General features: G+C 40.1%; 21 protein-coding genes. 6 read left to right on the plus strand and 15 right to left on the minus strand.

Translation table 11 applies throughout. The features are described 5' to 3' along the window. Window positions 1-39: 39 nt before the first annotated feature. Window positions 40-870, plus strand: coding sequence for a GLPGLI family protein (locus ESV85_RS14260; RefSeq protein ID WP_146918685.1), 831 nt, complete (start codon window positions 40-42; stop codon window positions 868-870). A 20-nt stretch (window positions 871-890) separates the two neighbouring features. After that, entirely contained in the window at window positions 891-3572 is a 2682-nt protein-coding gene (locus tag ESV85_RS14265) for a carboxypeptidase-like regulatory domain-containing protein (protein WP_146918687.1), read from the plus strand. Between the two features lie 179 nt (window positions 3573-3751). Here the strand turns inward: ESV85_RS14265 and ESV85_RS14270 are convergent, their stop codons facing one another. Further along, a complete protein-coding gene (locus ESV85_RS14270) occupies window positions 3752-4330 on the minus strand; it encodes a YceI family protein (protein ID WP_146918688.1) in 579 nt (192 codons plus the stop codon). Window positions 4331-4515: 185 nt separating this feature from the next. Further along, window positions 4516-4974, minus strand: coding sequence for a GlcG/HbpS family heme-binding protein (locus ESV85_RS14275; protein WP_146918690.1), 459 nt, complete (start codon window positions 4972-4974; stop codon window positions 4516-4518). 120 nt (window positions 4975-5094) lie between these two features. Between ESV85_RS14275 and ESV85_RS14280 the strand changes: the two genes are divergently transcribed. Together ESV85_RS14280 and ESV85_RS14285 are read left to right on the plus strand one after the other, a co-directional pair. Continuing rightward, window positions 5095-6195, plus strand: coding sequence for a Gfo/Idh/MocA family protein (locus ESV85_RS14280; protein ID WP_146918692.1), 1101 nt, complete (start codon window positions 5095-5097; stop codon window positions 6193-6195). 246 nt (window positions 6196-6441) lie between these two features. Then, complete coding sequence (locus tag ESV85_RS14285) at window positions 6442-6621, plus strand: histone H1 (protein WP_092897263.1); 180 nt, start codon at window positions 6442-6444, stop codon at window positions 6619-6621. A 105-nt stretch (window positions 6622-6726) separates the two neighbouring features. Here ESV85_RS14285 and ESV85_RS14290 read toward each other — a convergent pair whose 3' ends face one another. From ESV85_RS14290 to ESV85_RS14310, 5 genes are all read right to left on the minus strand, one after another. Further along, window positions 6727-7923, minus strand: a complete 1197-nt coding sequence (locus ESV85_RS14290; RefSeq protein WP_146918694.1) for a BamA/TamA family outer membrane protein — start codon at window positions 7921-7923, stop codon at window positions 6727-6729. A gap of 279 nt (window positions 7924-8202) precedes the next feature. Then, on the minus strand, window positions 8203-8523 hold the full coding sequence (locus ESV85_RS14295) for an OmpA family protein (protein WP_191322015.1): 321 nt from the start codon (window positions 8521-8523) through the stop codon (window positions 8203-8205). Between the two features lie 225 nt (window positions 8524-8748). Further along, window positions 8749-9327: a phosphatase PAP2 family protein gene (locus ESV85_RS14300; RefSeq protein WP_146918697.1), complete on the minus strand. Its 579-nt coding sequence runs from the start codon at window positions 9325-9327 to the stop codon at window positions 8749-8751. Next, window positions 9324-10235: an oxygen-dependent coproporphyrinogen oxidase gene (hemF, locus tag ESV85_RS14305; protein WP_146918699.1), complete on the minus strand. Its 912-nt coding sequence runs from the start codon at window positions 10233-10235 to the stop codon at window positions 9324-9326. The genes ESV85_RS14300 and hemF overlap by 4 nt, the downstream gene beginning before the upstream one ends. 19 nt (window positions 10236-10254) lie before the next feature. Further along, the gene (locus ESV85_RS14310) at window positions 10255-12615 is read right to left on the minus strand and encodes a BamA/TamA family outer membrane protein (protein ID WP_317130791.1); all 2361 of its coding nucleotides are present in this window, start codon (window positions 12613-12615) and stop codon (window positions 10255-10257) included. A gap of 79 nt (window positions 12616-12694) precedes the next feature. On the opposite strand from ESV85_RS14310, the gene ESV85_RS14315 reads away from it, so the two are divergent. Next, the gene (locus ESV85_RS14315; RefSeq protein WP_146918844.1) at window positions 12695-13444 is read left to right on the plus strand and encodes a TrmH family RNA methyltransferase; all 750 of its coding nucleotides are present in this window, start codon (window positions 12695-12697) and stop codon (window positions 13442-13444) included. Then, on the plus strand, window positions 13441-14427 hold the full coding sequence (locus ESV85_RS14320; protein WP_146918703.1) for a bile acid:sodium symporter family protein: 987 nt from the start codon (window positions 13441-13443) through the stop codon (window positions 14425-14427). Before ESV85_RS14315 ends, ESV85_RS14320 begins: the two co-directional genes overlap by 4 nt. A gap of 75 nt (window positions 14428-14502) precedes the next feature. On the opposite strand, the gene ESV85_RS14325 is transcribed toward ESV85_RS14320, so the two are convergent. The 8 genes from ESV85_RS14325 to sufC all read right to left on the minus strand — a co-directional run bounded on the left by ESV85_RS14325 (window position 14503) and on the right by sufC (window position 20940). Then, entirely contained in the window at window positions 14503-14763 is a 261-nt protein-coding gene (locus ESV85_RS14325; protein WP_146918705.1) for an acyl-CoA-binding protein, read from the minus strand. Window positions 14764-14899: 136 nt separating this feature from the next. After that, window positions 14900-16186: a citrate synthase gene (locus ESV85_RS14330; protein ID WP_146918707.1), complete on the minus strand. Its 1287-nt coding sequence runs from the start codon at window positions 16184-16186 to the stop codon at window positions 14900-14902. A 241-nt stretch (window positions 16187-16427) separates the two neighbouring features. Further along, window positions 16428-16850 (minus strand): BrxA/BrxB family bacilliredoxin, encoded by a 423-nt coding sequence (locus tag ESV85_RS14335; protein WP_092897241.1) that lies wholly within the window; start codon window positions 16848-16850, stop codon window positions 16428-16430. Window positions 16851-16875: 25 nt separating this feature from the next. Next, on the minus strand, window positions 16876-17220 hold the full coding sequence (locus ESV85_RS14340) for an iron-sulfur cluster assembly protein (RefSeq protein WP_146918708.1): 345 nt from the start codon (window positions 17218-17220) through the stop codon (window positions 16876-16878). A 4-nt stretch (window positions 17221-17224) separates the two neighbouring features. Next, window positions 17225-17656, minus strand: a complete 432-nt coding sequence (locus tag ESV85_RS14345; RefSeq protein ID WP_146918710.1) for a SufE family protein — start codon at window positions 17654-17656, stop codon at window positions 17225-17227. Continuing rightward, window positions 17653-18876, minus strand: a complete 1224-nt coding sequence (locus ESV85_RS14350; protein ID WP_146918712.1) for a cysteine desulfurase — start codon at window positions 18874-18876, stop codon at window positions 17653-17655. The genes ESV85_RS14345 and ESV85_RS14350 overlap by 4 nt, the downstream gene beginning before the upstream one ends. Before the next feature lie 8 nt (window positions 18877-18884). After that, window positions 18885-20153: a Fe-S cluster assembly protein SufD gene (gene sufD, locus ESV85_RS14355; protein WP_146918714.1), complete on the minus strand. Its 1269-nt coding sequence runs from the start codon at window positions 20151-20153 to the stop codon at window positions 18885-18887. 22 nt (window positions 20154-20175) lie between these two features. Then, entirely contained in the window at window positions 20176-20940 is a 765-nt protein-coding gene (gene sufC, locus ESV85_RS14360; RefSeq protein WP_146918716.1) for a Fe-S cluster assembly ATPase SufC, read from the minus strand. Between the last annotated feature and the right edge of the window lie 4 nt (window positions 20941-20944).

Consider the following 20944-nt stretch of genomic DNA (forward strand, 5'->3'; position numbering starts at 1 on the left):
GGGTAGTTTGTATTGGTTTGTAGTAACTAATTTACTGCTATGAACTTACGATTACTATTTCTCGCCTTCGCCCTGATGGGCTCGATTATCACAGCCACTGCTCAAGGTCTTACGGGTAGAGCATTTTACAAATCTTCTTCCAAGATTTCATTTTCTATGGATAGTACCAAAATGGCTCCTGATGTCATGGCAGACCTACAGAAGCAATTGAAAAAGCAAATGGAGCGTGAATATGTACTTACTTTTTCTCAGACAGAATCTAACTGGAAGCAAGTAGAAAGTCTAGGAGGCGGTCCAGCTACAGCCTCTTCCGGCGGGGCAACTATCATGATCAGTACGGGTAATCAGGATAAACTACTCTATAAGAATGTGGCAGAGCAAAATTATATAGAGGAAGAGGATCTGATGGGAAAAGGTTTTCTGGTGAAAGATAGCCTGAGGAATTACGATTGGGAATTGACTGGAGAAAGCAAAAAAATAGGTGACTACACTTGCCAAAAAGCCATCTATTCGAGGATTGTTGATAGTAAAGTTTTTTCTATGGGTAAGGATGAAATGGAAGCTAGTAAGGATACTGTGAATGTGACTGCCTGGTTTACCATGCAAATTCCTGTGAGCCATGGACCAGATGATTTTTGGGGATTACCGGGATTGATCCTAGAATTACAAAACAATGGAATGACTTACATCGCAGAGAGAATTGTATTGAATCCCAATGATCCAGTAAAAATAGAAATCCCTAAAAAGGGAGAAATGATCAGCAGAGAAGATTATCAAGCGCTTTCCGAAGAGAAGATGAATGAGATGATGAAGAGGTATTCGGGCAAGCCAGGAGATGGTAATCAGATGACTATCAAAATCGGGAATTGATTTTTTCGGAAACTATACTCATGTTTTTTCTAAAGCGCTTTTTAGCAATTGGGTTTTTCTTCCTGATTGCCCTTCCTTCTTTTTCCCAAAACAAAAACCTGATTGGTCAGGTGCTTGATAGCTTAAATCAGCCGATTGCCTATGCCAATGTGGTAGCTGTGAACCAGACTACGCAGAAGATCGGTGGCTTTAGCATCAGTGATGCGGAAGGTCGATTTAAGATAGGATTGGCGCTCGGGTCTGAATATTTGCTTCGTGTTTCTTTTGTTGGGTACAAGCAATTTGAAGTGAAAATCTCCGAGTGGTCTGACGAGGAGCAAATAAAAGTCATCCTGAGTCAGGACGAAACCATACTCGATCAAGTGGAGGTAGTGACGGAACTGCCGATCACCATGAAAGGAGATACACTGACTTATAAGACTGATGCATTCACCACAGGTACGGAACGTAAGCTCAAAGACGTGCTTGAAAAGCTTCCAGGATTCGAAGTTGATGATAATGGGGAAGTGAAGGTCCAGGGAAAAAAAGTGGATAAGGTAATGGTGGATGGCAAGAACTTCTTTGATGGAGATACCAAACTAGCTACCAAAAACCTTCCTGCAAATGCGGTGGATAGGGTACAAGTTTTGAAGAATTTCAATGAAGTAGGACCGGTCCGAGGATTGGATAATGACGAAAGTCTAGCACTAAATATTCAACTCAAGGAAGGGAAGAAGAATCTCGTATTTGGTGATTTGACAGCTGGAGTTGGGCCAGAAGAAAGGTATTTGGGACATGCGAATGCATTTTACTATTCTCCTAAAGTGAATCTCAATCTGATTGCCGATGCCAATAATGTAGGAGAATTGGCTTTTACTCTTCAGGATTATTTTAGGTTCAGTGGCGGATTGGCTGGTTTGGCAGGAAAGTCTGGTTCTTCGCTGAGTGTAAGCTCGGATGATCTAGGTATTCCTATGGCGCAGCGTAACAATGCACGTGATTTGAGAACCGAGCTTGCGGCAGTGAATTTGAATTATAATCCGAGTTCAAGATGGAGGCATTCAGGTTTTGTAATAGGTTCAGCTTCCAAAAATAAACTGGGTTCAACTTCCCAAAGAACGTATTTGAGATCCGATGAAAACAATCAGGAAACGTTGGTTTCAGCAAGTACCGTCGAGAATAAATCCGGCCTGATGAAGTATTCGGTGACTTTTACACCTAAAGAGGAGACTTATGTGAAATACAGTGTTTTTGGGAAGTTGGCCGATATAGCTAATCAGAATTTCCAAGATTCAGATTTTGGGCAAACACGTCAGCAGATTTCTAGCTACCAAAGTAGGCAGCCATATGCGGTACAGCAGAAAGGGGAGTGGTTTCATGCTCCTTCGGATAAAAGAGTCTTTTCCATGGAAGTGAACTGGGAGAAAAAATACCAGAATCCACTTTATGATTTGACTACAAACCAAAAGCCTTTTGGTGGAATTGTACCGATTTTGGATCGAGATACCTATCGTTTTCTACAGAATCAGGATATCAAAACCCGCACGATTGAAGGGGCTTTTAACTATTACCTGATACTTAATCCCACCAATCATATCAATTGGAGTTTGGGATACACGGATACCAGACAAGAACTTGTTGGAGATGTGAAGCAGGTGTCCACTTCCGAGGAAGCTGATTTTGGCCTTTTTGAAAATGACTCCCGTTTTAACTTTCAGGATTTGTATTTCGGTATGACTTACAAAACCAAATGGAAGTCAGTAGTGATCAGTCCTTCGCTTTATCTCCACAGATATGCTTGGAATGATGTGCAAATGGAGGATGAGTTGAGCAATGATAAGCTTGTGCTACTTCCGGGATTGTATGCCAAATGGAGTGTCAAATCCAATCGCTCGCTCACTTATCGCTTCAGTAGTCAGGCGAATTTTATGGATATTCAGAAGCTTGCCCAAGGTCTGGTGGTATCGGATTACAATTCGATTTTCCGGGGAAATAGGCAATTGGACAACGGTTTGTTTTTCACCCAGTCAATTGGGTACAATCATTTTGATTTCTTCTCAGCACTCAATCTTTTTGGAAATCTAACTTGGTCTAGGAAGCACCAAGATCTGGTGAACACTACCACTTTTGCTGGTATCAATCGGATCATGAGCATTCAAAATATTGACCCTATCAATGAAACACTAACTGGAAGCTTGCAGGCAGATAAGCGATTTCAGTCATTCAAATTAAGTGGTGGAGGAAATTGGAATACTTATTCTACCAATAGTCTTGTCGATCAAAACCTGATAAATAACAGTCAGTTTGCGCACTCGTACTTCTTCAAATTCACTAGCACGTTTATGAAAAAAGTAGAGGTTGATTTGGGATATACCTGGGATCAGAACTTCTATAAGTCCACGAATGCTAAAAATACCTTTAGTACTCACAGTCCGAAAATCGAAATTGACTGGGATATCTGGAAGGGGCTGAAGCTAAATGCGGATTATACGTACAATGCATATTTGAACAAGGCTTCACAGACCAAAAGCGAGTTTGACTTCTTCAATGCTTTCATCAGCTATCAAGGTAAGTCTAGCCCTTGGGAATTTAGATTTACGGTTTGGAATATACTGGATACCAGATCCATCCGCAGAGATAGTTTTACAGAGAACTTGATTAGCACCTATTCCTATTTGGTTCAGCCGAGATATGGTCTGCTTACTGTGAAGTGGGATATTTGATAGTGGATGACCGAAGACCGGTGACCGAAGTGGCCTTAATAGGTGAGTTTAGCTAACCTTAAGATGCTTTGGGCTTCAGTTTAGAGAAAAGTGGGAATAGTTGCTGATTACTTATTAGCGAGAATCTTAAACAAGAAAGGCCGGGATATCCCGGCCTTTTCTCTGTTGTAGATCAGTGATTACTCACTTGCTATTAGTTTCACGTCAAGCTCTACGTCGTCATAGATTAGCTTATCAGCTAGGTTTTCGAAGTAAGATCCTGAGCGGAACTTGATATCATAGTGTGTACGATCAAATGTCAACTTTCCAGTTGCGGTGATTTTACCTGCATTTACCGCTACCGTTGCTGGAAAACTAACTGGCTTAGTGATTCCTTTGATAGTAAGATTTCCAGTGAGTACGTAGTCTTTTCCATTACTGGTTTTTGCATCTGTGATTTTGAAGTTAGATGTGTTATGCTTTTCTACGGAAAAGAAATCATCTGACTTAAGGTGATCTGTTAGCTTTTTGTTCATACCTGCATCTGTAAGATCTTCCACAGTTAAGCTGGTCATGTCCATCTCGAAAGTTCCGCCGAGGATTCTTCCATTTTGGTAATCCAACGAAGCAGAAGTGATAGGTACCTTGCCATGATGCTGACCGGTTACTTTTTTAGCAGTCCAGGTGATCGTGCTTTCAGCTGTATTCACCGTAGCCATTTCTGGAGCAAATGAGAAGGCTGTAAAAGCTAAGGTAAACAGTAAAGTAAAGATTTTCATACGTGTTGAAATTGGTTGATAAAGTGAAATTTGGTTTGAATAAAGTAAGACGGAGTTAAATGGCGTAAGGTTCTGTAGCCTAGTTACTTTTAGGTTGATTTTTTAAGGTGATATATTTAGTGAAGGCATACTTGTGCCATCTATCCTATTGGGAAAGTGTTTGTTGTTAGGATAAGTGAGGGTTGTCAATAAGCAAGCAAGGCAGCGGCAGCCACTATACCATCCTGCGCTGAACTAGCACCAGAGATACCGATAGAACCTACAATGATTCCGTCTTTAAAAATAGGTAAACCGCCTTCTATGGCTACAGCATTTGGTAATGTGGCTATTCTTGCCCCTCCTTCCGCTTTCATAGCGTCTTCAAAAACTTTTGTCGGACGTTTGAAATAGGCTGCCGTCTTTGCTTTGCCTATGGCTACATCTATACTCCCGATCTGTACTCCATCCATTTTACGAAGCGATATCATATGTCCTCCAGCATCCATTACCACAATCACCATGTTCCATCCCTCTGCTTTGGACTTAGCTTCTGCAGCATCGGATATGCGGGTTGCGTCTTCCAGACTTAGGTAAGGTTGCATCTGGGTTTGTGCATGGGTGAAAAATGGAACCAAGAATAGAAGGATAATCAATAACTTTTTCATGTTGATATAAGGTTGAGGTGAATTTTAAAAACGTCTTTCAATTTAAGAATTATTTGGAGGTATTAATGAAAGCATTATCTTGATAAGTGTATTAGTTTTCAAATCCTTAACCTAAAATCTATGAATTTTATCTCGAGAAGAACCACCTTGAAATCACTTGCCCTAGGCGCTGGAGTGAGTATGGTTTCTCCTTTTAGCGTTTTGTCTTCGACCAAGCCTGAAAAGGAGAAATTAGGAATAGCCCTAGTTGGACTGGGATATTATAGTACAGATCTCCTCGCTCCGGCATTAGAAAAAACAGAAAAGTGTTACCTCGCTGGTATCGTCACGGGCACACCATCCAAAGCAGCAGTGTGGAAGACGAAGTATAAAATTCCTGAGAAAAATATTTATGATTACGAATCCTTCGACTCCATCGCTGATAATCCAGATATCGATGTGATTTATATCGTATTGCCACCTTCCATGCATAAAGAGTATGTAATCCGCGCGGCTAAAGCCGGTAAGCACGTCTGGTGTGAAAAGCCTATGGCTGTGACAGTAGATGAGTGTCAGGCTATGATAGATGCTTGTAAGCAAGCCAATGTTTCTTTGTCTATCGGATACCGATGCCAGCACGAACCAAATACAAAGGCATTTCAGAAAATTGTAAGAGAACAGAGTTTAGGGAAAGTGTTAGGCTTGGATTGCGCAGCAGGATATAGAGAAAACAGAACAGATCACTGGAAGCAGAAGCGAGAAATGGGTGGAGGGGTGATTTACGATATGGGTGTTTATTCAATTCAGGGGGCGAGACTTGGGGCAGGAATGGAGCCTATTGCCGTGAACTCTGCTAAAGTATGGACAGAGAGACCTGATATTTATAAGGACGGCTTGGGTGAGATTGTAGAAGCAGAATTGGAATTCCCAGGAGGTGTTATAGGTACAATCAAGACTTCTTTTGGAGATAATATGAATTTCCTCAATATCAACTGTGAAAAAGGAATGATAGAGATGGCGCCGTTTTCAGCCTATGCAGGTAACAAAGGGAAAAGTCCGTTAGGTGAGATTGATTTCCCATTTCAACAGCCCATGGAGCAAGTGTGGCAGATGGATGACGATGCCCAAACTATCATGGACGGAAAGCCACAAGCTGTGCCTGGAGAAGAAGGACTTCGGGATATACGCATAGTTCAGGCTATACTTAAATCAGCGGAAACTGGTAAAAAAGTGTTGGTTTAAGTCCATTCCAATCCTTTTTGGGTATTGAATAAGCCAATTTGGGGAGTACAAGAGTATTTTTGGTGTGTTCTTAAATTCAATTTTTAGTAGGAAATATTGCTGAAAGTTGAAAAAAATGAAGGTTTTAATGAAAACATCATTTTTATGCACTAAAAATTAAAAATAAACGCCAAAAGACTTCTAATGGCATTATAAATGATGTTTATTGTATCTAAGTATAATTTATAACCAACCAATAAAATAATTATGAGCAGACACCAAGAAGTTAAAGATTTGGTCGATTCTTTAGAAGGAGACTTTGCGAAATTTTACGAAAACGGTAACAAAGCAGCCGGAACTAGAGTAAGAACTGGTATGCAAGCGATCAAAAATCTTGCACAAGAAATCAGAGCTGAAGTTACAGCGAAGAAAAACGAGGCTAAGTAATCTACTTAGTCACTTATTATAAAAGCCCCGAAAAATTAGTTTTTCGGGGCTTTTGCGTTAATAGGAATTACTTTAGTATGAAGATCCAACTTCTGTTTTTCGAGGTTAAAAGGATTCGTTGATATTGAGGTAAAAACCTGAATTGCCTTTTTGTCCAAAGCCGTAGTCAGCCGAAATGGTAGTTCGGTTTTCTTTATTGATCATCACCCTAAGCCCAAGACCATAGCCAGGATTGATTTTTGTAAAAATGTTTTCCTGAGTAAGTTTACTCCCGAAGCTAGCAGCATTCACAAATACAGTTCCGCCAAAAGTCTCTTTGTTTTTTTGTAATGGGAATCTATATTCCGCCTCAGAATAGACCATGCTTTCCCCTCTGAATCGACCTTGGGAATACCCTCTGCCCGAGCGTCCAAACATATCATATCCAATGGATGGTAAAGCCATGTAGGGTAGATTTCCTGATACCAGGAAATTGGCATAACTCCATAGCGCTACTAAATGACGCTTTCGCTTTTCACTCAACGGAAAATAGTGACGGTAATCGAGTAGGAGAGTGGAAGATGACTGATTTGATCCTAAAAATTCCGGGTTAATTTTATAAGAGATCATAGCAAAGTTGGTCTCGTAAGGAGATACTGCCATGTCACGATTTTCCATTACAGCATTCAAAGTAATCCCGGAAAGCGTGTTTTTATCTAGGTTAAATCCTTTCGTCTGATTGTAGAAATCATTGGAAAAAGTCAGTTGCGGTGGCATTTCCTGATCTATAAAGTTTTCTATTTTGGAATAGATGTCAAGATGATAGCCTACACCTAAATAAAACTTTGATGTTGAAATTCGCTTTAGTACAGTCTCGTAAAACCGGACCCAATTGTAATCCATTTGTTGTTCACCCTGCCAGACACCTAATTGGTGTGGATTTTCTTCCGGTAAATTTGGAGTAGAACTTCCTAATCCGAAAGTAGGCTGAGAGGTAATGAAGAAGCGCCAGTCTCCAACTAAAATCCAGCTGTCCTCTGCTAGGAAAATATTGCTTCGAGAGCTAATCAGCCACTGTTTTTTGGTGGTGTAGAGTAAGTTGCCAACCAAGTTGGATAGGTGAGTGCTTTCTGGATTTCCCATCCTCCAGGTAGCTGATGGAGCGATACCAAATAACCAGCCGTTTGCAGGGTTGGAAGCAATGGCTGGTAAAGGAATCAATTTAAAATCTCGAATCTGATTGGGTTTATATACTACTGAATCCTGTGCTAGAATGGGGAAGTTGATACAAAGGAATAGTAGTAAGATTGAAATACGAGTCATTAAAAGAAGAGGTCAAGTGGTAGGCGAAAACGCAATGCATTGTGGTAGTTCTTTAATTTCAAAGGTAAACGTGGTCAATTCTGTTGTTAGTTTACTTTTATGCTCTTCAAAAAACCAATTGAAAGTAAGGCTAATTCTCGTTGTTTGTTACTTTCTATATTTAAATCTGGACTAATGACCGCATATCTGCTTGCTGCCTCCAAGGGTTTCGTCCAAAAGTTTAATATTTTCGAGGGAAAATACCCCGCCATAGAATCTATCGCTACAGTGAGTGGAAACTTATTTTTTAAGAACTCTGATCTCAACTTTTCGATCTGTTTCTACAGACTCTTTTGATCTTCCTCTTACGATTAATCCTCCATTACTTACTGATATTCGATCTGGGGCAATGCTATAATAATCCACTAGCGTTTTGGTCACTGCCGCAACACGCTTCTCAGTAAGTGTAAGATTATAAGCCACGGAGCCTGTATTGTCTGCAAATCCTACCAATTCCACAATCACGTTTGGATTCTTCTTTAAATATTCAGCAATAGGGGCTACTTTATAACGCTCTCCATCAGACAAGGTCGATTCATTGATAGCGAAGTAAAGCTCCACTTTACTATCACTCAGTAAGCTATCTAATACTGTCTTTCTGACTAAAACTATGCGGGTAAAGTCAGATTTGTAAAGAAGAACTTATGCCAAGCAATGTTCTTAACTGACGCACACAAAGTTGGAGTAACCAACGGCTGTACTAAGCGCTGATTTGGGGTAAGTAAATTAATTAGTAGGGCTGTTCCGATTGTATAATAAGGCACCTTCTTTTCTGCCTCTAATCATCTAGTCCTTAAGGACCATTTTTAGAATTTCTCTCCTAACAAATACTATCACAAACCAGCTTATTAATCCGGCTGCTACTCCAACTAATGCACCTACTAGTATGTCCAAAGGATAATGAACTCCAAGATAAATTCTGGTGTAGGAAATGACGGCTGCCCATAAAAAGAGCCAAGGAAGAAAGCGGAGTTTTCCTTTCATTTTTAAATTCAAAAAAGCAGCCAAACCGAAGGTGTTTGCAGCATGGGAGGAAGCGAATCCATACAAACCACCGCACCTGAGATAATTATGGATAATACCGTCCCAGCGCTCATCATGACAGGGTCGAAGTCTTTCAAAGAAGGGCTTCATAAATCCAGATGTAAACTGATCCGAAATAAGTATGGTCAATGCTACACCCCCAATTACCCACCAGCTATTTTTTGGCTCTACCTTGTAGATAAAAAAGATCAGTATAGCATAAAAAGGTAGCCATGTATAAGTCTGAGAAAGTTGGAAATTAACAACATCCAGCCAATCAGTATGAAAGGAGTTTAACCATAGGAATAATTCCTCATCCCAAATCTTAAGTTGTTCGATCATTTTATAAAAGATAACCAGTCGATCCCTTTGTTAAGGTTGTTTTGGGTGTATTCTTCCTTTGAACCGATTTCAGGTTCATGCATGTATTCCCATTCTGCCATCGGGGGCATACTCATCAGTATACTCTCAGTACGTCCATTGGTATCCAGACCGAATTTGGTTCCTGCATCCCAGACCAGATTGAATTCCACGTACCGTCCTCTTCTTAAACTCTGCCATGATTTCTCAGGTTCTCCAAAAGGGATTTGAGAATTCTTTTTCATAAAATACCCGTAGACTTCAGGAAATAAGCGTCCTAGAGAAAGACTGAATTGAAGCAGGTGCTCAAACTCATTATCGTCTTTTGCCTCTAATCTATCATAGAAAATACCTCCAATTCCACGAGTTTCATTTCTATGCTTGATGTAGAAGTAATCGTCTGCCCAATTTTTAAACTTAGAATAGAAGTTAGAATCGTATTGATCACAGACATTTTTCACTTCCTGATGAAAGTGCTTTGCGTCAGCTCCATCTATATAATGTGGAGTCAGATCTATACCGCCACCGAACCAATGCACTCCATTATCCATCTCAAAGTAGCGGATGTTCATGTGAATGATGGGGACCATAGGGCTTTTAGGATGCAACACGATAGAAACTCCTGTGGCAAAAAACTCGGACTTGTCTAGATTTAGCTTCTTAAGAATTTTGTCCGGGGTAGGACCGTGTACTGCAGAAAATGCAACTCCACCTTTTTCGATGATGCTACCATTTTTGAATATCCTGGTTCTTCCGCCACCTCCAGCAGGTCTTTCCCATTCATCTTCTTCAAATTTCCCACTGCCATCAGCCAACTCTAATTCTCTGCAGATATGATCCTGCATTTTCATATAGATTTTAGCTATTTCTTCTTTACTCCTTCTAGACATTATTGAGTTATTTATCGCTTTAGAATGGATATCCTATGCCAAAGTTAAGAACAGTTTGCCCTTTCACACCAAATAGGTTTCTGAATGAAATGTTATCCAGTACCCATCGTTGCCCTTCGGGCATAGAAGGATCTACAGCTTTCGTAGCCAAATCAAGTCGGACTACCAGGAAATTAAAATCCATTCGTAATCCTAATCCTGTTCCTATAGCTATTTCTTTATAAAATCGATCAAATCTGAAATCTGCACCTGGCCGAGAGTTGTCTATGCCAATCACCCAAGCGTTTCCAGCGTCAATGAATGCTGCCATATCGAAATACCCAAATAAGGCACGGCGATATTCCAGCATCGTTTCAAAAATCATCTCTGCGGGCTGCTCAAAACTATAATCATATCTACCCTTGTCACCGATTGGAGGAGTATAACTTCCCGGTCCTAATCTTCGGGCTTGCCAAGCTCTTATGCTTGTACCACCTCCGGCGAAGAAATATTTCTCGTATGGTAAAATTCCTGCACTAATGCCATAAGGTTGGGCTATTCCAAAGTTTACTCGGTAAGCAATGGTTTGCTTGGGAGTAATTGGCTTATATCTTCTGAAATCAGCCTGAAATTTTAGCCATTGAAAATTGGCATAAGTTGTTGTCTCAGTGATGTCTTTTACATTGAAAAGATTAAGAGTTGTGCCTCCGCTTTCTACGAATAACCTTAATAAGGAAGATTTACTGGAGTTAAAGTCTCCATATTCATTAAAGTTAATGATGGACTGCGCAGACACAGAGCTTACCAATGATGGTAGAAATGACCATATCAAATTGTTCCCCTGATCTTGGAGATCAGTTAATACTGCTAAAAACTCAGGAGTAATATTTGGAGTCCTGATGTAGTTAATATCTGCGAGATTCAGCGTGTATTGCTGTCTCTTGTTGCGGGTAGCCCATGTATATGCCAATAGCCCGTTCAGTCCTGATCGTGTATATTCAGGTCTGTTGGTGAAATTATAGCCAAGTTGAGTTCTAGTATTTGGGTTGTAGCGTCCATATTTCTGTAGGCTTTTTCCGTAAAATGGTATCAGAAATCTTGGGAATATCACCGATGCTGAAGCTCCAAATTCCTTGCTTTGGTAGACTCCCTGATCTGTAGCCGATGCCACGCCCTCATAACCAACCCTTGCATTGAATTCCAGTATTTCCCCAGCTCGGAAGAAATTTCGGTTTCTTAAAACAGTACTAAAGAATGGTCCCGGCAATTGCTCTGTGATGCTAAGCCCCAGCTGATTAGTAAGCTGATATTTTTGATTAGGCTGCGTTAAAATCTTTGCAGTCAGACTAGTGCCCACAGTGTCGAATGAAATATTTATGTACCGGAATAAATCCAGGTTGCTGAGCTGTTTTTGAGTTTCTACAATGTTTAATCTATTGTATGGTTGGCCTTCATCAAATAGAATCCTGGAGCTAAGTAGTTTGGATGAGAATCGATCTCTGTAAAATGTAAAATCTATGTCACGGTAGTTTCTAAGGACTTTTTCATCTACAAATTCATCGCTTGGCGGACTGATTTTGAAGGTGATAGAATCTATCCTATAGATCTCGTGTTTTTCTGAGAATGAAGGTTTAAGTATTCTCTGTTCTGCATTGATACTCTTGGAAGTGGTGTCATAGTAAAGATTGTAATCAATAAAGCTTTTAGTGAACATGAAATACCCATTGTTTTTGAACAGGTTTTCCAGTCTATCCCTTTCTCTAGTGAAATTACTCTGATCATAATTCTCTCCTTTCTTTATGAAAGATTCATCCTTAGTGCTATTAATCAAGGATAGAATCCCCGCATTAGTAGAGTTGGTATATATTGAATCTAATAGATAGGGTTCTTTCTCTTCTATGATATAAATTACGTTCGCCTTTTTTTTCTTTGTTTCTACTTCGTAGGACACTTCTGAATCTAGGAATCCTTTATTGTACAGGTAATTATCTATTTCGATTACGGTCTTCTTTGTTTGGGAACTATCCAAAATTGCAACCGGATTTCCTGTTCTCATCAGGAAATTCCCATATTCCTGCATCTTTTCTAAGTCTTGTATTTTGGATTGGAGTTTATCCCGTCTTTTCAGAAGCTTTCGATCATCTGATGCTTCGTCGAGTCGTTCTTTTACGAGCTGAAGCTCTGAATTCTTTGACTTCAATTTGCTATTTACTTGTGCGCTGTCATAGAAATACCTGCCTATCCGGTAAATGCTGACACCAAGTGAGGAGTTCGTTAGTGGGATTTTCGTGTTTGGCTCTTGAAAATACAAACCTTCAATTTGAGCGTGATTTGCCTTTTCAACTCCCTCAAGGGTATTGCTATTCAGTACATACTTGCCTTCCGGTAAGTTTTTGCTCAAAGAGCAAGCCTGCATAGCCCACAGGACACAGATAAAAAGTATATATTTGGTGAATTTCAAAATGGCAGAGTCGATCCGAATGCTTAGCAAAAATACAGTTAAGTTTATTAAATCCTTACATCAAAAGAAATTCCGAAATCAGGAGCAAAGATTTTTTGTTGAAGGTGAAAAGAGCGTTTTAGAAGTGCTCAATTCAAATTTCAAAGTGGAAGTTCTCATTTGTACAGATGAGTTTTTGTCCAAGTATGACAAGCAATTAAATCACTCAGAAATCCAAATTATCACTGCTACCCAGCATCAACTGGAAAGCCTTGGCCAATATCAAAGCAATGATAGTGCCTTAGCAGTGGTGCATATGAAAGCAAATAGTGCTTTTGATTTTCCTGAGGGGGATTTTGTGATTGGATTGGATGACGTACGAGATCCTGGTAATCTAGGGACTATAATTAGAATAGCTGATTGGTATGGCATCAAAAATTTGGTGTTTTCGCATCAAACGGCAGATTTTTACAATCCGAAGGTGATTCAATCCAGTATGGGATCTTTCACTCGGGTCAATTTTTTCTATGCAGATCTTGATAAAGTTTTTCAGCAATGGAATGTTCCTATCTATGGAGCATTTCTAAATGGGGAAAATGTGCATAAAATGAAGAGAATTTCTCAAGGGGTAATCCTGATGGGAAATGAGTCAAATGGTATTTCGGAGGACCTAGGTCAACTTGTGACCGATAAGGTGACTATTCCAGGATTTGGTCAGGCCGAGTCATTGAATGTGGCTATAGCGACTGCCATTCTTTGTGACAATTTTAAACGATTAATGATCGTATGATTAAAAAATTAGCCAGTACCCTGAATAGGGTTGGGATTAATGGATTTTTATTAGGCTTGTTTGCAGCGATTTTATTGGCTTGGTTGTTTCCTTTTGCGGGTTCCAATCAATCTCCAGTCCCTTGGAAACCTATTATTAATGTGGGAATTGGATTAGTTTTCTTTCTATATGGAGTAAAGCTCGATCCCGTTCAGCTGATGTCAGGTTTGAAAAACTGGAAATTGCACGTACTTATTCAGCTCACTACATTTGTTCTTTTCCCGATGATCGTGCTGGCGATTTTGCCCTTTATGACTTGGGTAGATAAGGATTTTCAAATGGGGATTACTTATTTATCAGTCCTTCCTTCTACTGTAAGCGCTTCGGTGGTGATGGTTTCCATTGCTCAGGGAAATATTCCCGGAGCCATATTTAATGCGAGTATTTCCAGTCTTTTAGGCGTGATAATTACCCCTGCTTGGATGGGGATTTTAGCAGATTCAGCAGATATTGAGATGGACTTCTTACCTACTTTGGGAGAGCTTTCCGTCAAGGTACTCCTGCCTGTAATTCTAGGTATTATAGCTCATAGGTGGCTTTATCCTAAAATTGAGAAGCATCTCTCAGCGTTGAAATACATAGATCAAACTGTGATCATGATCATCGTATTCACTTCTTTTGCCCAATCCTTTTCACAGGATATTTTTTCACCCTATAAGATGAGTGTGTTGTTTGAAGTAGGAGCAACCATGCTGGGTCTATTTTTCTTGGTTTGGACGGTTATTGAAGTTTTGTGTCGCTTGCTGGGTTTTAGCTGGGAGGATCGTGTGACGGCCTTGTTTTGTGGTTCAAAAAAATCTCTGGTACAAGGAGTTGTGATAGGGAAGGTGATTTTTCCAGACCCTGCTATCCTCGGGTTGGTGTTGCTTCCATTGATGTTGTATCACATTCAGCAGCTCATCGCGGGAAGTATTATTGCTTCCAGATTTTCAAAAAAGATTTGAGTGAGCTTTAGATATTAATGTGAATCTCAATATGAATTAACAGCAAAAAGCCTGAAATACTCAGGCTTTTTGCTGTTAGATGTGAGTCTTTGATAGCTGGTCTACTAGCTGAATGTATTGTTCCGTGGCTTCTTCCTTGGATTTGCCTTTCATATTCAGCCAGGCATTATATTTTGCGGCAGCTTTGAAATCAAAACCTCCTGGTCTTTCATTCTCATTATCACCTTCTGTAGCTTGTTTGTAGAGACCATATAGCTTGAGTAAATCCTCATTGCTAGGTTTTTCAGTGAATTTTTTGGTTAATGCTATAGCATCTTCTAAAGTTTGGGCTGACATTTTATTTGGTGTTTGATTAGGGGTGAAGGTTCAAAATTAGTACCATTTACGAATTCGCCTTCATTTGCCTTATAAATAAAATAGCCAGCTGATTTCAGCTGGCTATTTAAACAAAGCGGGGAATTAGCGCTGCAACCTATCGTTTATTCATCGATACGTAGTCACGCTCATTTGCGCCTGTATATACTTGTCTTGGACGCCCAATAGGCTCTCCATTTTCTCTCATTTCTTTCCACTGAGCGATCCAGCCTGGAAGTCTTCCTAGGGCAAACATCACAGTGAACATGTCAGTAGGGATTCCAAGAGCTCTGTAGATAATACCAGAGTAGAAATCTACGTTTGGATACAATTGACGATCGATAAAGTATTGATCATTAAGTGCAGCGTGTTCAAGTTCTTTGGCGATCTCCAAAACAGGGTCATTTACGCCTAATTTCTCAAGTACATCATCAGCTGCTTTTTTGATGATTTTCGCTCTTGGATCAAAGTTCTTATAAACTCTATGTCCAAAGCCCATCAATCTGAATGGATCATTTTTGTCCTTTGCCTTATCCAAATACTTCTTAGCATCTCCACCATCGGCTTTGATTGCTTCTAGCATCTCAATTACCGATTGGTTAGCTCCACCATGAAGAGGTCCCCAAAGTGCGTTGATACCAGCAGAGATAGAGGCGTAAATACTTGCTTGAGAAGAACCTACAATTCTCACAGTAGACGTAGAGCAGTTTTGCTCGTGATCCGCGTGAAGGATAAGTAACTTATCCAATGCCGCAGAAACCACAGGATCAACATCATACTTCTCTGCAGGAAGCGCAAACATCATTTTTAGGAAGTTTGAGCAATAATCCAATGAGTTGTCAGGATAGTTTACCGGATGACCCATTTCGTTTTTGTAAGCCCAAGCAGCGAAAGTTGGCATCTTCGCGATAAGACGAATGATGCTCAAATTAACTTCCTCTTCACTTCTATTTGGATTCAAAGAAGCTGGGTAGAAGGCTGTAAGCGCACAAATCATAGAAGAAAGAACGCCCATTGGGTGAGCATTGGAAGGGAAACCTTCCAAAATCTTCTTAATGTCTTCATGAACCAATGTATGGTGAGTGATTTCTTTGGAGAAATCCTCGTATTGAGCTTGGGTAGGAAGCTCACCATAGATCAATAAATAAGAAACTTCAAGAAAAGTGGACTTCTCGGCCAAATCTTCGATTCTATAACCTCTATAGCGAAGAATTCCTTCTTCACCATCTAAAAAAGTAATGGCGCTTTTCGTAGCTCCAGTGTTTTTGTATCCCGGGTCAAGGGTGATAAGGCCCGAGGATGCTCTAAGTTTTGCGATATCAATCGCTGATTCATTTTCTGTTCCGGTGATTACCGGGAATTCATAGTCTTGTCCTTTGAAAGAAAGCTTAGCTGATTCAGACATATATTTTTTGTTTGGATTGCTTATGTTAAAAAACCTCGAAATAGGCTCGTAAGATAATAAAATCAGGTAGCTTTTTGATGGCTGAATATGACCTATGGGTTATTATTCTTGTGAAAAGTGTAATAATTCACAGAAACTAACCTGATCCCTAAGTAAATCCTCAGAAATAGAGAACTCTGATTTTATTATTCCTTAGTGAAAATTGGTTGTGGAATAAAAAAAGCCCCGGAGGGCTAATTTTTTATGCGCAGAAATGCTCAAATACTTCAACCAAGTGGTCGCCGATCATTTTTGCATTTCTTCCTTCGATGTGGTGACGCTCGATGAAATGTACCAATTCGCCATCTTTAAATAGAGCCATTGCTGGAGAAGATGGAGGGTAGGGAAGTGTCAATTCTCTGAATTTATCAACAGCTTCTTTATCATTTCCTGCAAATACAGTAGCAAGAGTCGTTGGCTTAACTTTCGCATTTTCTACCGCGTAAGTTATTCCTGGTCTTGCAGCTCCTGCTGCGCAACCGCAAACTGAATTCACTACAACAAGGGTAGTACCTTTATGGTCTGGACCAAGATGCGTTGCAACTTGCTCAGCAGTTCTGAACTCTTCAAATCCTACGCTGGAAAGTTCTGCTCTCATTGGAGCAATCAATTCTTCTGGATACATATTATTACTAGTTTTAAAGTACTTTTTATAAAAAACCCAACTCAAGCTTTGCCGCTTCGGACATCATATCCTGAGAATAGGGGGGGTCAAAGGTTAACTCAACCTCAACATTGTTAATACCTTGAATCTGCTGGATCTTATCCTTTACTTCGGAAGGGATAAACTCTGCGGAAGGGCAATTTGGAGAAGTCAAAGTCATTAAGATATACACGTTGTTTACAGGATAAACCGTGATTTCGTAAATCAATCCCAAATCATGAACATCCACAGGGATTTCAGGATCATAGACCAGTTTGATGGCCTGAACCACCTTTTCTTTAAGGCCTTCGATTTGTGTTGAAGTGGTTTCTGTGTTGTTCTCTGTTGACATACTATCAGGCGTTTTGTTTGCTTTGAATAGCCAAAGCGTATAATTTGATTTGCTTGATCATAGACGCAAATCCGTTGGAGCGTTGGCTACCAATAATAGAACCCATTCCGATTCTCTCTACGAAATTAAGTTCCGCTTTGATAATCTCTTCTGGGATACGATAGTTCAAAACTCTCAATAAAAGTGTGATCAATCCTTTGGTGATATCCGTATTGGAATCAGCCTTAAAGTGCACTTTTCCATCCTTTTCATCAGCTATCAGCCATACTTTGGATTGACATCCTTTAATCGTATTAGTTTCGATTCTTTCATTATCAGGGAATTCTTCCAAGCTTCCGCCCAGCTCCATGATGTAATAAATTGTCGATTCCTTGTCGTCTCCTAGAATTTCAAATTCAGAAACTATTTCATCTTGAACTTCTTGAATGCTGCTCATTTATTTTTGATTCGTGCGATCCGGCTTACACCTTCCGCTAATTTTTCTATTTCGGATTTCGAATTGTAAACCGCGAATGAAGCTCTTACAGTTCCTTCCAGCCCTAATCTTTTCATCAGTGGCTGCGTGCAGTGATGACCAGTTCGAACTGCGATACCGTTGGCATCCAGCATCATTCCCACATCGTAAGGATGCATAGCATTGATGTTGAATGACAAGACACTTACTTTTTCGGCTGCTGTTCCCACTGGAATAAATCCCTTTACCTGAGACAAAAGCTCATTTGCATAGCGAAGTAACTCATCTTCATGTTGGCGAATTTCTTCCTTTCCTATAGCATTGACAAAATCAAGCGCCGCTTTGAAAGCGATTACATCACCAATATTTGGAGTGCCTGCTTCAAATTTGAAAGGGATCTCATTATAAGTGGTTTTTTCAAAAGTCACTTCTTTGATCATCTCTCCGCCACCTTGATAAGGAGGCATAGACTCTAGTACTTCTCTTTTTCCATAAAGTACTCCAAGACCAGTAGGGCCATAAAGCTTATGTGCAGAGAAAGCTAAGAAATCACAATCCAAGTCCTGAACATCTATAGACAAGTGACTTGTACTTTGTGCTCCATCCAAAAGTACCTTCGCTCCCACAGCATGTGCAGCAGCAATTACTTTTTTGACTGGATTGATTGTGCCAAGTGCATTGGAAGCATGAACAATGCTGACCATTTTGGTCTTTGGAGAAAGTAACTTATCGAATTCATCGAAGAGAATCTCACCAGCATCATTAATAGGTATCACCTTGAGAATAGCTCCTTTTTCTTCACATAGCATTTGCCATGGGACGATATTGGAATGATGCTCCAGTGTGGAAATGATAATTTCATCTCCTTTTCCAATGAATTTTCTTCCAAAAGTGGAAGCTACTAAGTTGATGCTTTCGGTAGTTCCCTTTGTGAAAAGAACCTCAGCAGATTCTCTCGCATTGATGAAAAGCTGGATAGCTTCCCGAGATTCCTCAAAATACCTCGTAGCTCGATCCGCCAAAGCATGCGCACCACGGTGAATATTTGAGTTGTCGGTGGAGTAGTAATTATTCAACGCATCAAGAACTGCTTGTGGCTTTTGCGTCGTAGCGGCATTGTCAAAATAAACCAAAGGCTTGCCATGCACTTCCTGATGGAGTACAGGAAACAAGCCTCTGATTTTTTCGATTTCAATTCCCATGTTGTGTTTTAGAATTTGCTTCCTAAGCGATCCTGCACTAGGTCTGTGCAATACTTACGGAAGCTTTCGTCTCTGATATGCTCTAGCACTTCACCTGCAAAAGCGTAAAGTAGCAAGCCTTTGGCCTGATCCTTAGCAATTCCTCTTGCCTGAAGGTAGAATAATGCTTCTTCGTCCAGCTGACCAGTGGTACAGCCGTGAGAGCATTTGACATCATCAGCCCAGATTTCCAATTGAGGCTTAGTGTTTACCACAGCGTCTTCGGAAAGCAGGATATTATTATTTTGCTGGAAAGCATTAGTCTTCTGAGCGTCTTGTCTTACGAAGATTTTGCCGTTGAAAACTCCCCGCGAATGATCTGCAAGAATTCCTTTATATAGCTCATTAGACTCAGCATGAGGCACCGTATGATCCACGTTGGTATGATTATCCACGTGGGATTTGCCATTTAGCAAATACAGACCGTACATGTTTCCTTCAGAATTACTTCCCAGGATATTTATGCTCAGGTTATTTCTAACCATTTCTCCAGAAAGAGAAATAGTCACAGAAGAGAATCTTCCGTCCTTGTGAATGTCAGTTTCAGTATTACTTACTTCGATTACGTTTTTCCCTTCATTCTGAAGTTTGTAAAAACGAATCTGCGAGTTTACTCCACCTTTTATTTCTGTTACTTTATTAGAGAAATAGGTAACATCGCTCAAATTAACTGTATGATTGATGAAAGTCACTTCTGCAAAATCACCCGCTTCGATCCAGACACGAGGTTGAATCACTTGGCCGTTAATTGCCTTGTTGAAGTTCAGCAACAGAATTGGCTTTTCCACCACAGCTTTCTTAGGAACTGAAATGAATATACCATCTGTGAAAGCAGCTTGATTTAGTGCGCAGAAAGGATCTTTTGCTGGTTTTGCGATGCTTCCAACTGGTGTATCAGATTTCTCTGATAGGAGAGAAACTTCAATTCCTGCGATGGCTGAAGAAAGATTAGGCTGAAAATGCCCATTGGTGAATACCAACACATCTCCAGTATATCCTTCAAACAGATTGCTTTTCACGTCTTCTGCTGTAACCTCAAATGACTCAGCTAGAGCATAATTCTGAATGCTTTGCTCGAGTTTTTTGCTGATTGCAGTGAACTTGTATTCTTCTGATTTATTGGTAGGAAAGCCTTGGTTTTCGAATGCTTCTTTTCCTTCAGCTCGGGCTTTTTCAAAACCTTTACTGCTGGAATTCAACATCTCTCCAAGTGTTTCATGCTTAATAAGCGTACTCATGAGTAGTTTTTTAGAATGAAAATCAGACTGTAGCTTTAGAATCGACTTCTTCTTTGATCCAGTCGTATCCTTTTTCTTCAAGCTCCATTGCTAGTTCTTTGGTGCCTGATTTTACGATTCTTCCGTTGTACAATACGTGCACAAAATCCGGAACAATATAATCCAACAATCTCTGGTAGTGAGTCACTACGATTGTAGCGTTTTTATCTGATTTCAATTGATTTACTCCATTGGAAACGATACGAAGTGCATCGATATCAAGTCCTGAATCCGTCTCATCCAAAATGGATAGGGTAGGGTCAAGCATTGCCATCTGGAATATTTCATTTCTTTTCTTTTCTCCTCCGGAAAAGCCTTCGTTCAAAGATCTGCTCAGAAGCTTCTGATCAATCTCGACAAGCTTCATCTTTTCCTTCATCAAAGTCAAGAACTTCACAGCATCCAATGGCTCTAGACCACGGTATTCTCTTACTTGGTTAACTGCCGTTCTTAGGAAGTTAGTAGAGCTTACACCTGGGATTTCTACCGGATATTGGAAAGCAAGGAATACACCTTCTCTTGCTCTAACTTCTGGAGAAAGTTCAAGCAGGTCTATTCCCTTGAAAATAACTTCACCTTCAGTCACTTCATATTCTTCTCTTCCTGCTAATACTGAAGCAAGAGTAGATTTACCTGAACCGTTTGGCCCCATGATCGCATGAACTTCTCCTGCTTTCACTTCAAGGTTGATGCCTCTTAGGATTGGAGTCCCTTCGATAGAGGCGTGCAAATTCTTTATACTAAGCATAATG

The sequence above is a fragment of the Algoriphagus aquimarinus genome (assembly GCF_007997215.1).
GTDB lineage: Bacteria > Bacteroidota > Bacteroidia > Cytophagales > Cyclobacteriaceae > Algoriphagus > Algoriphagus aquimarinus_A.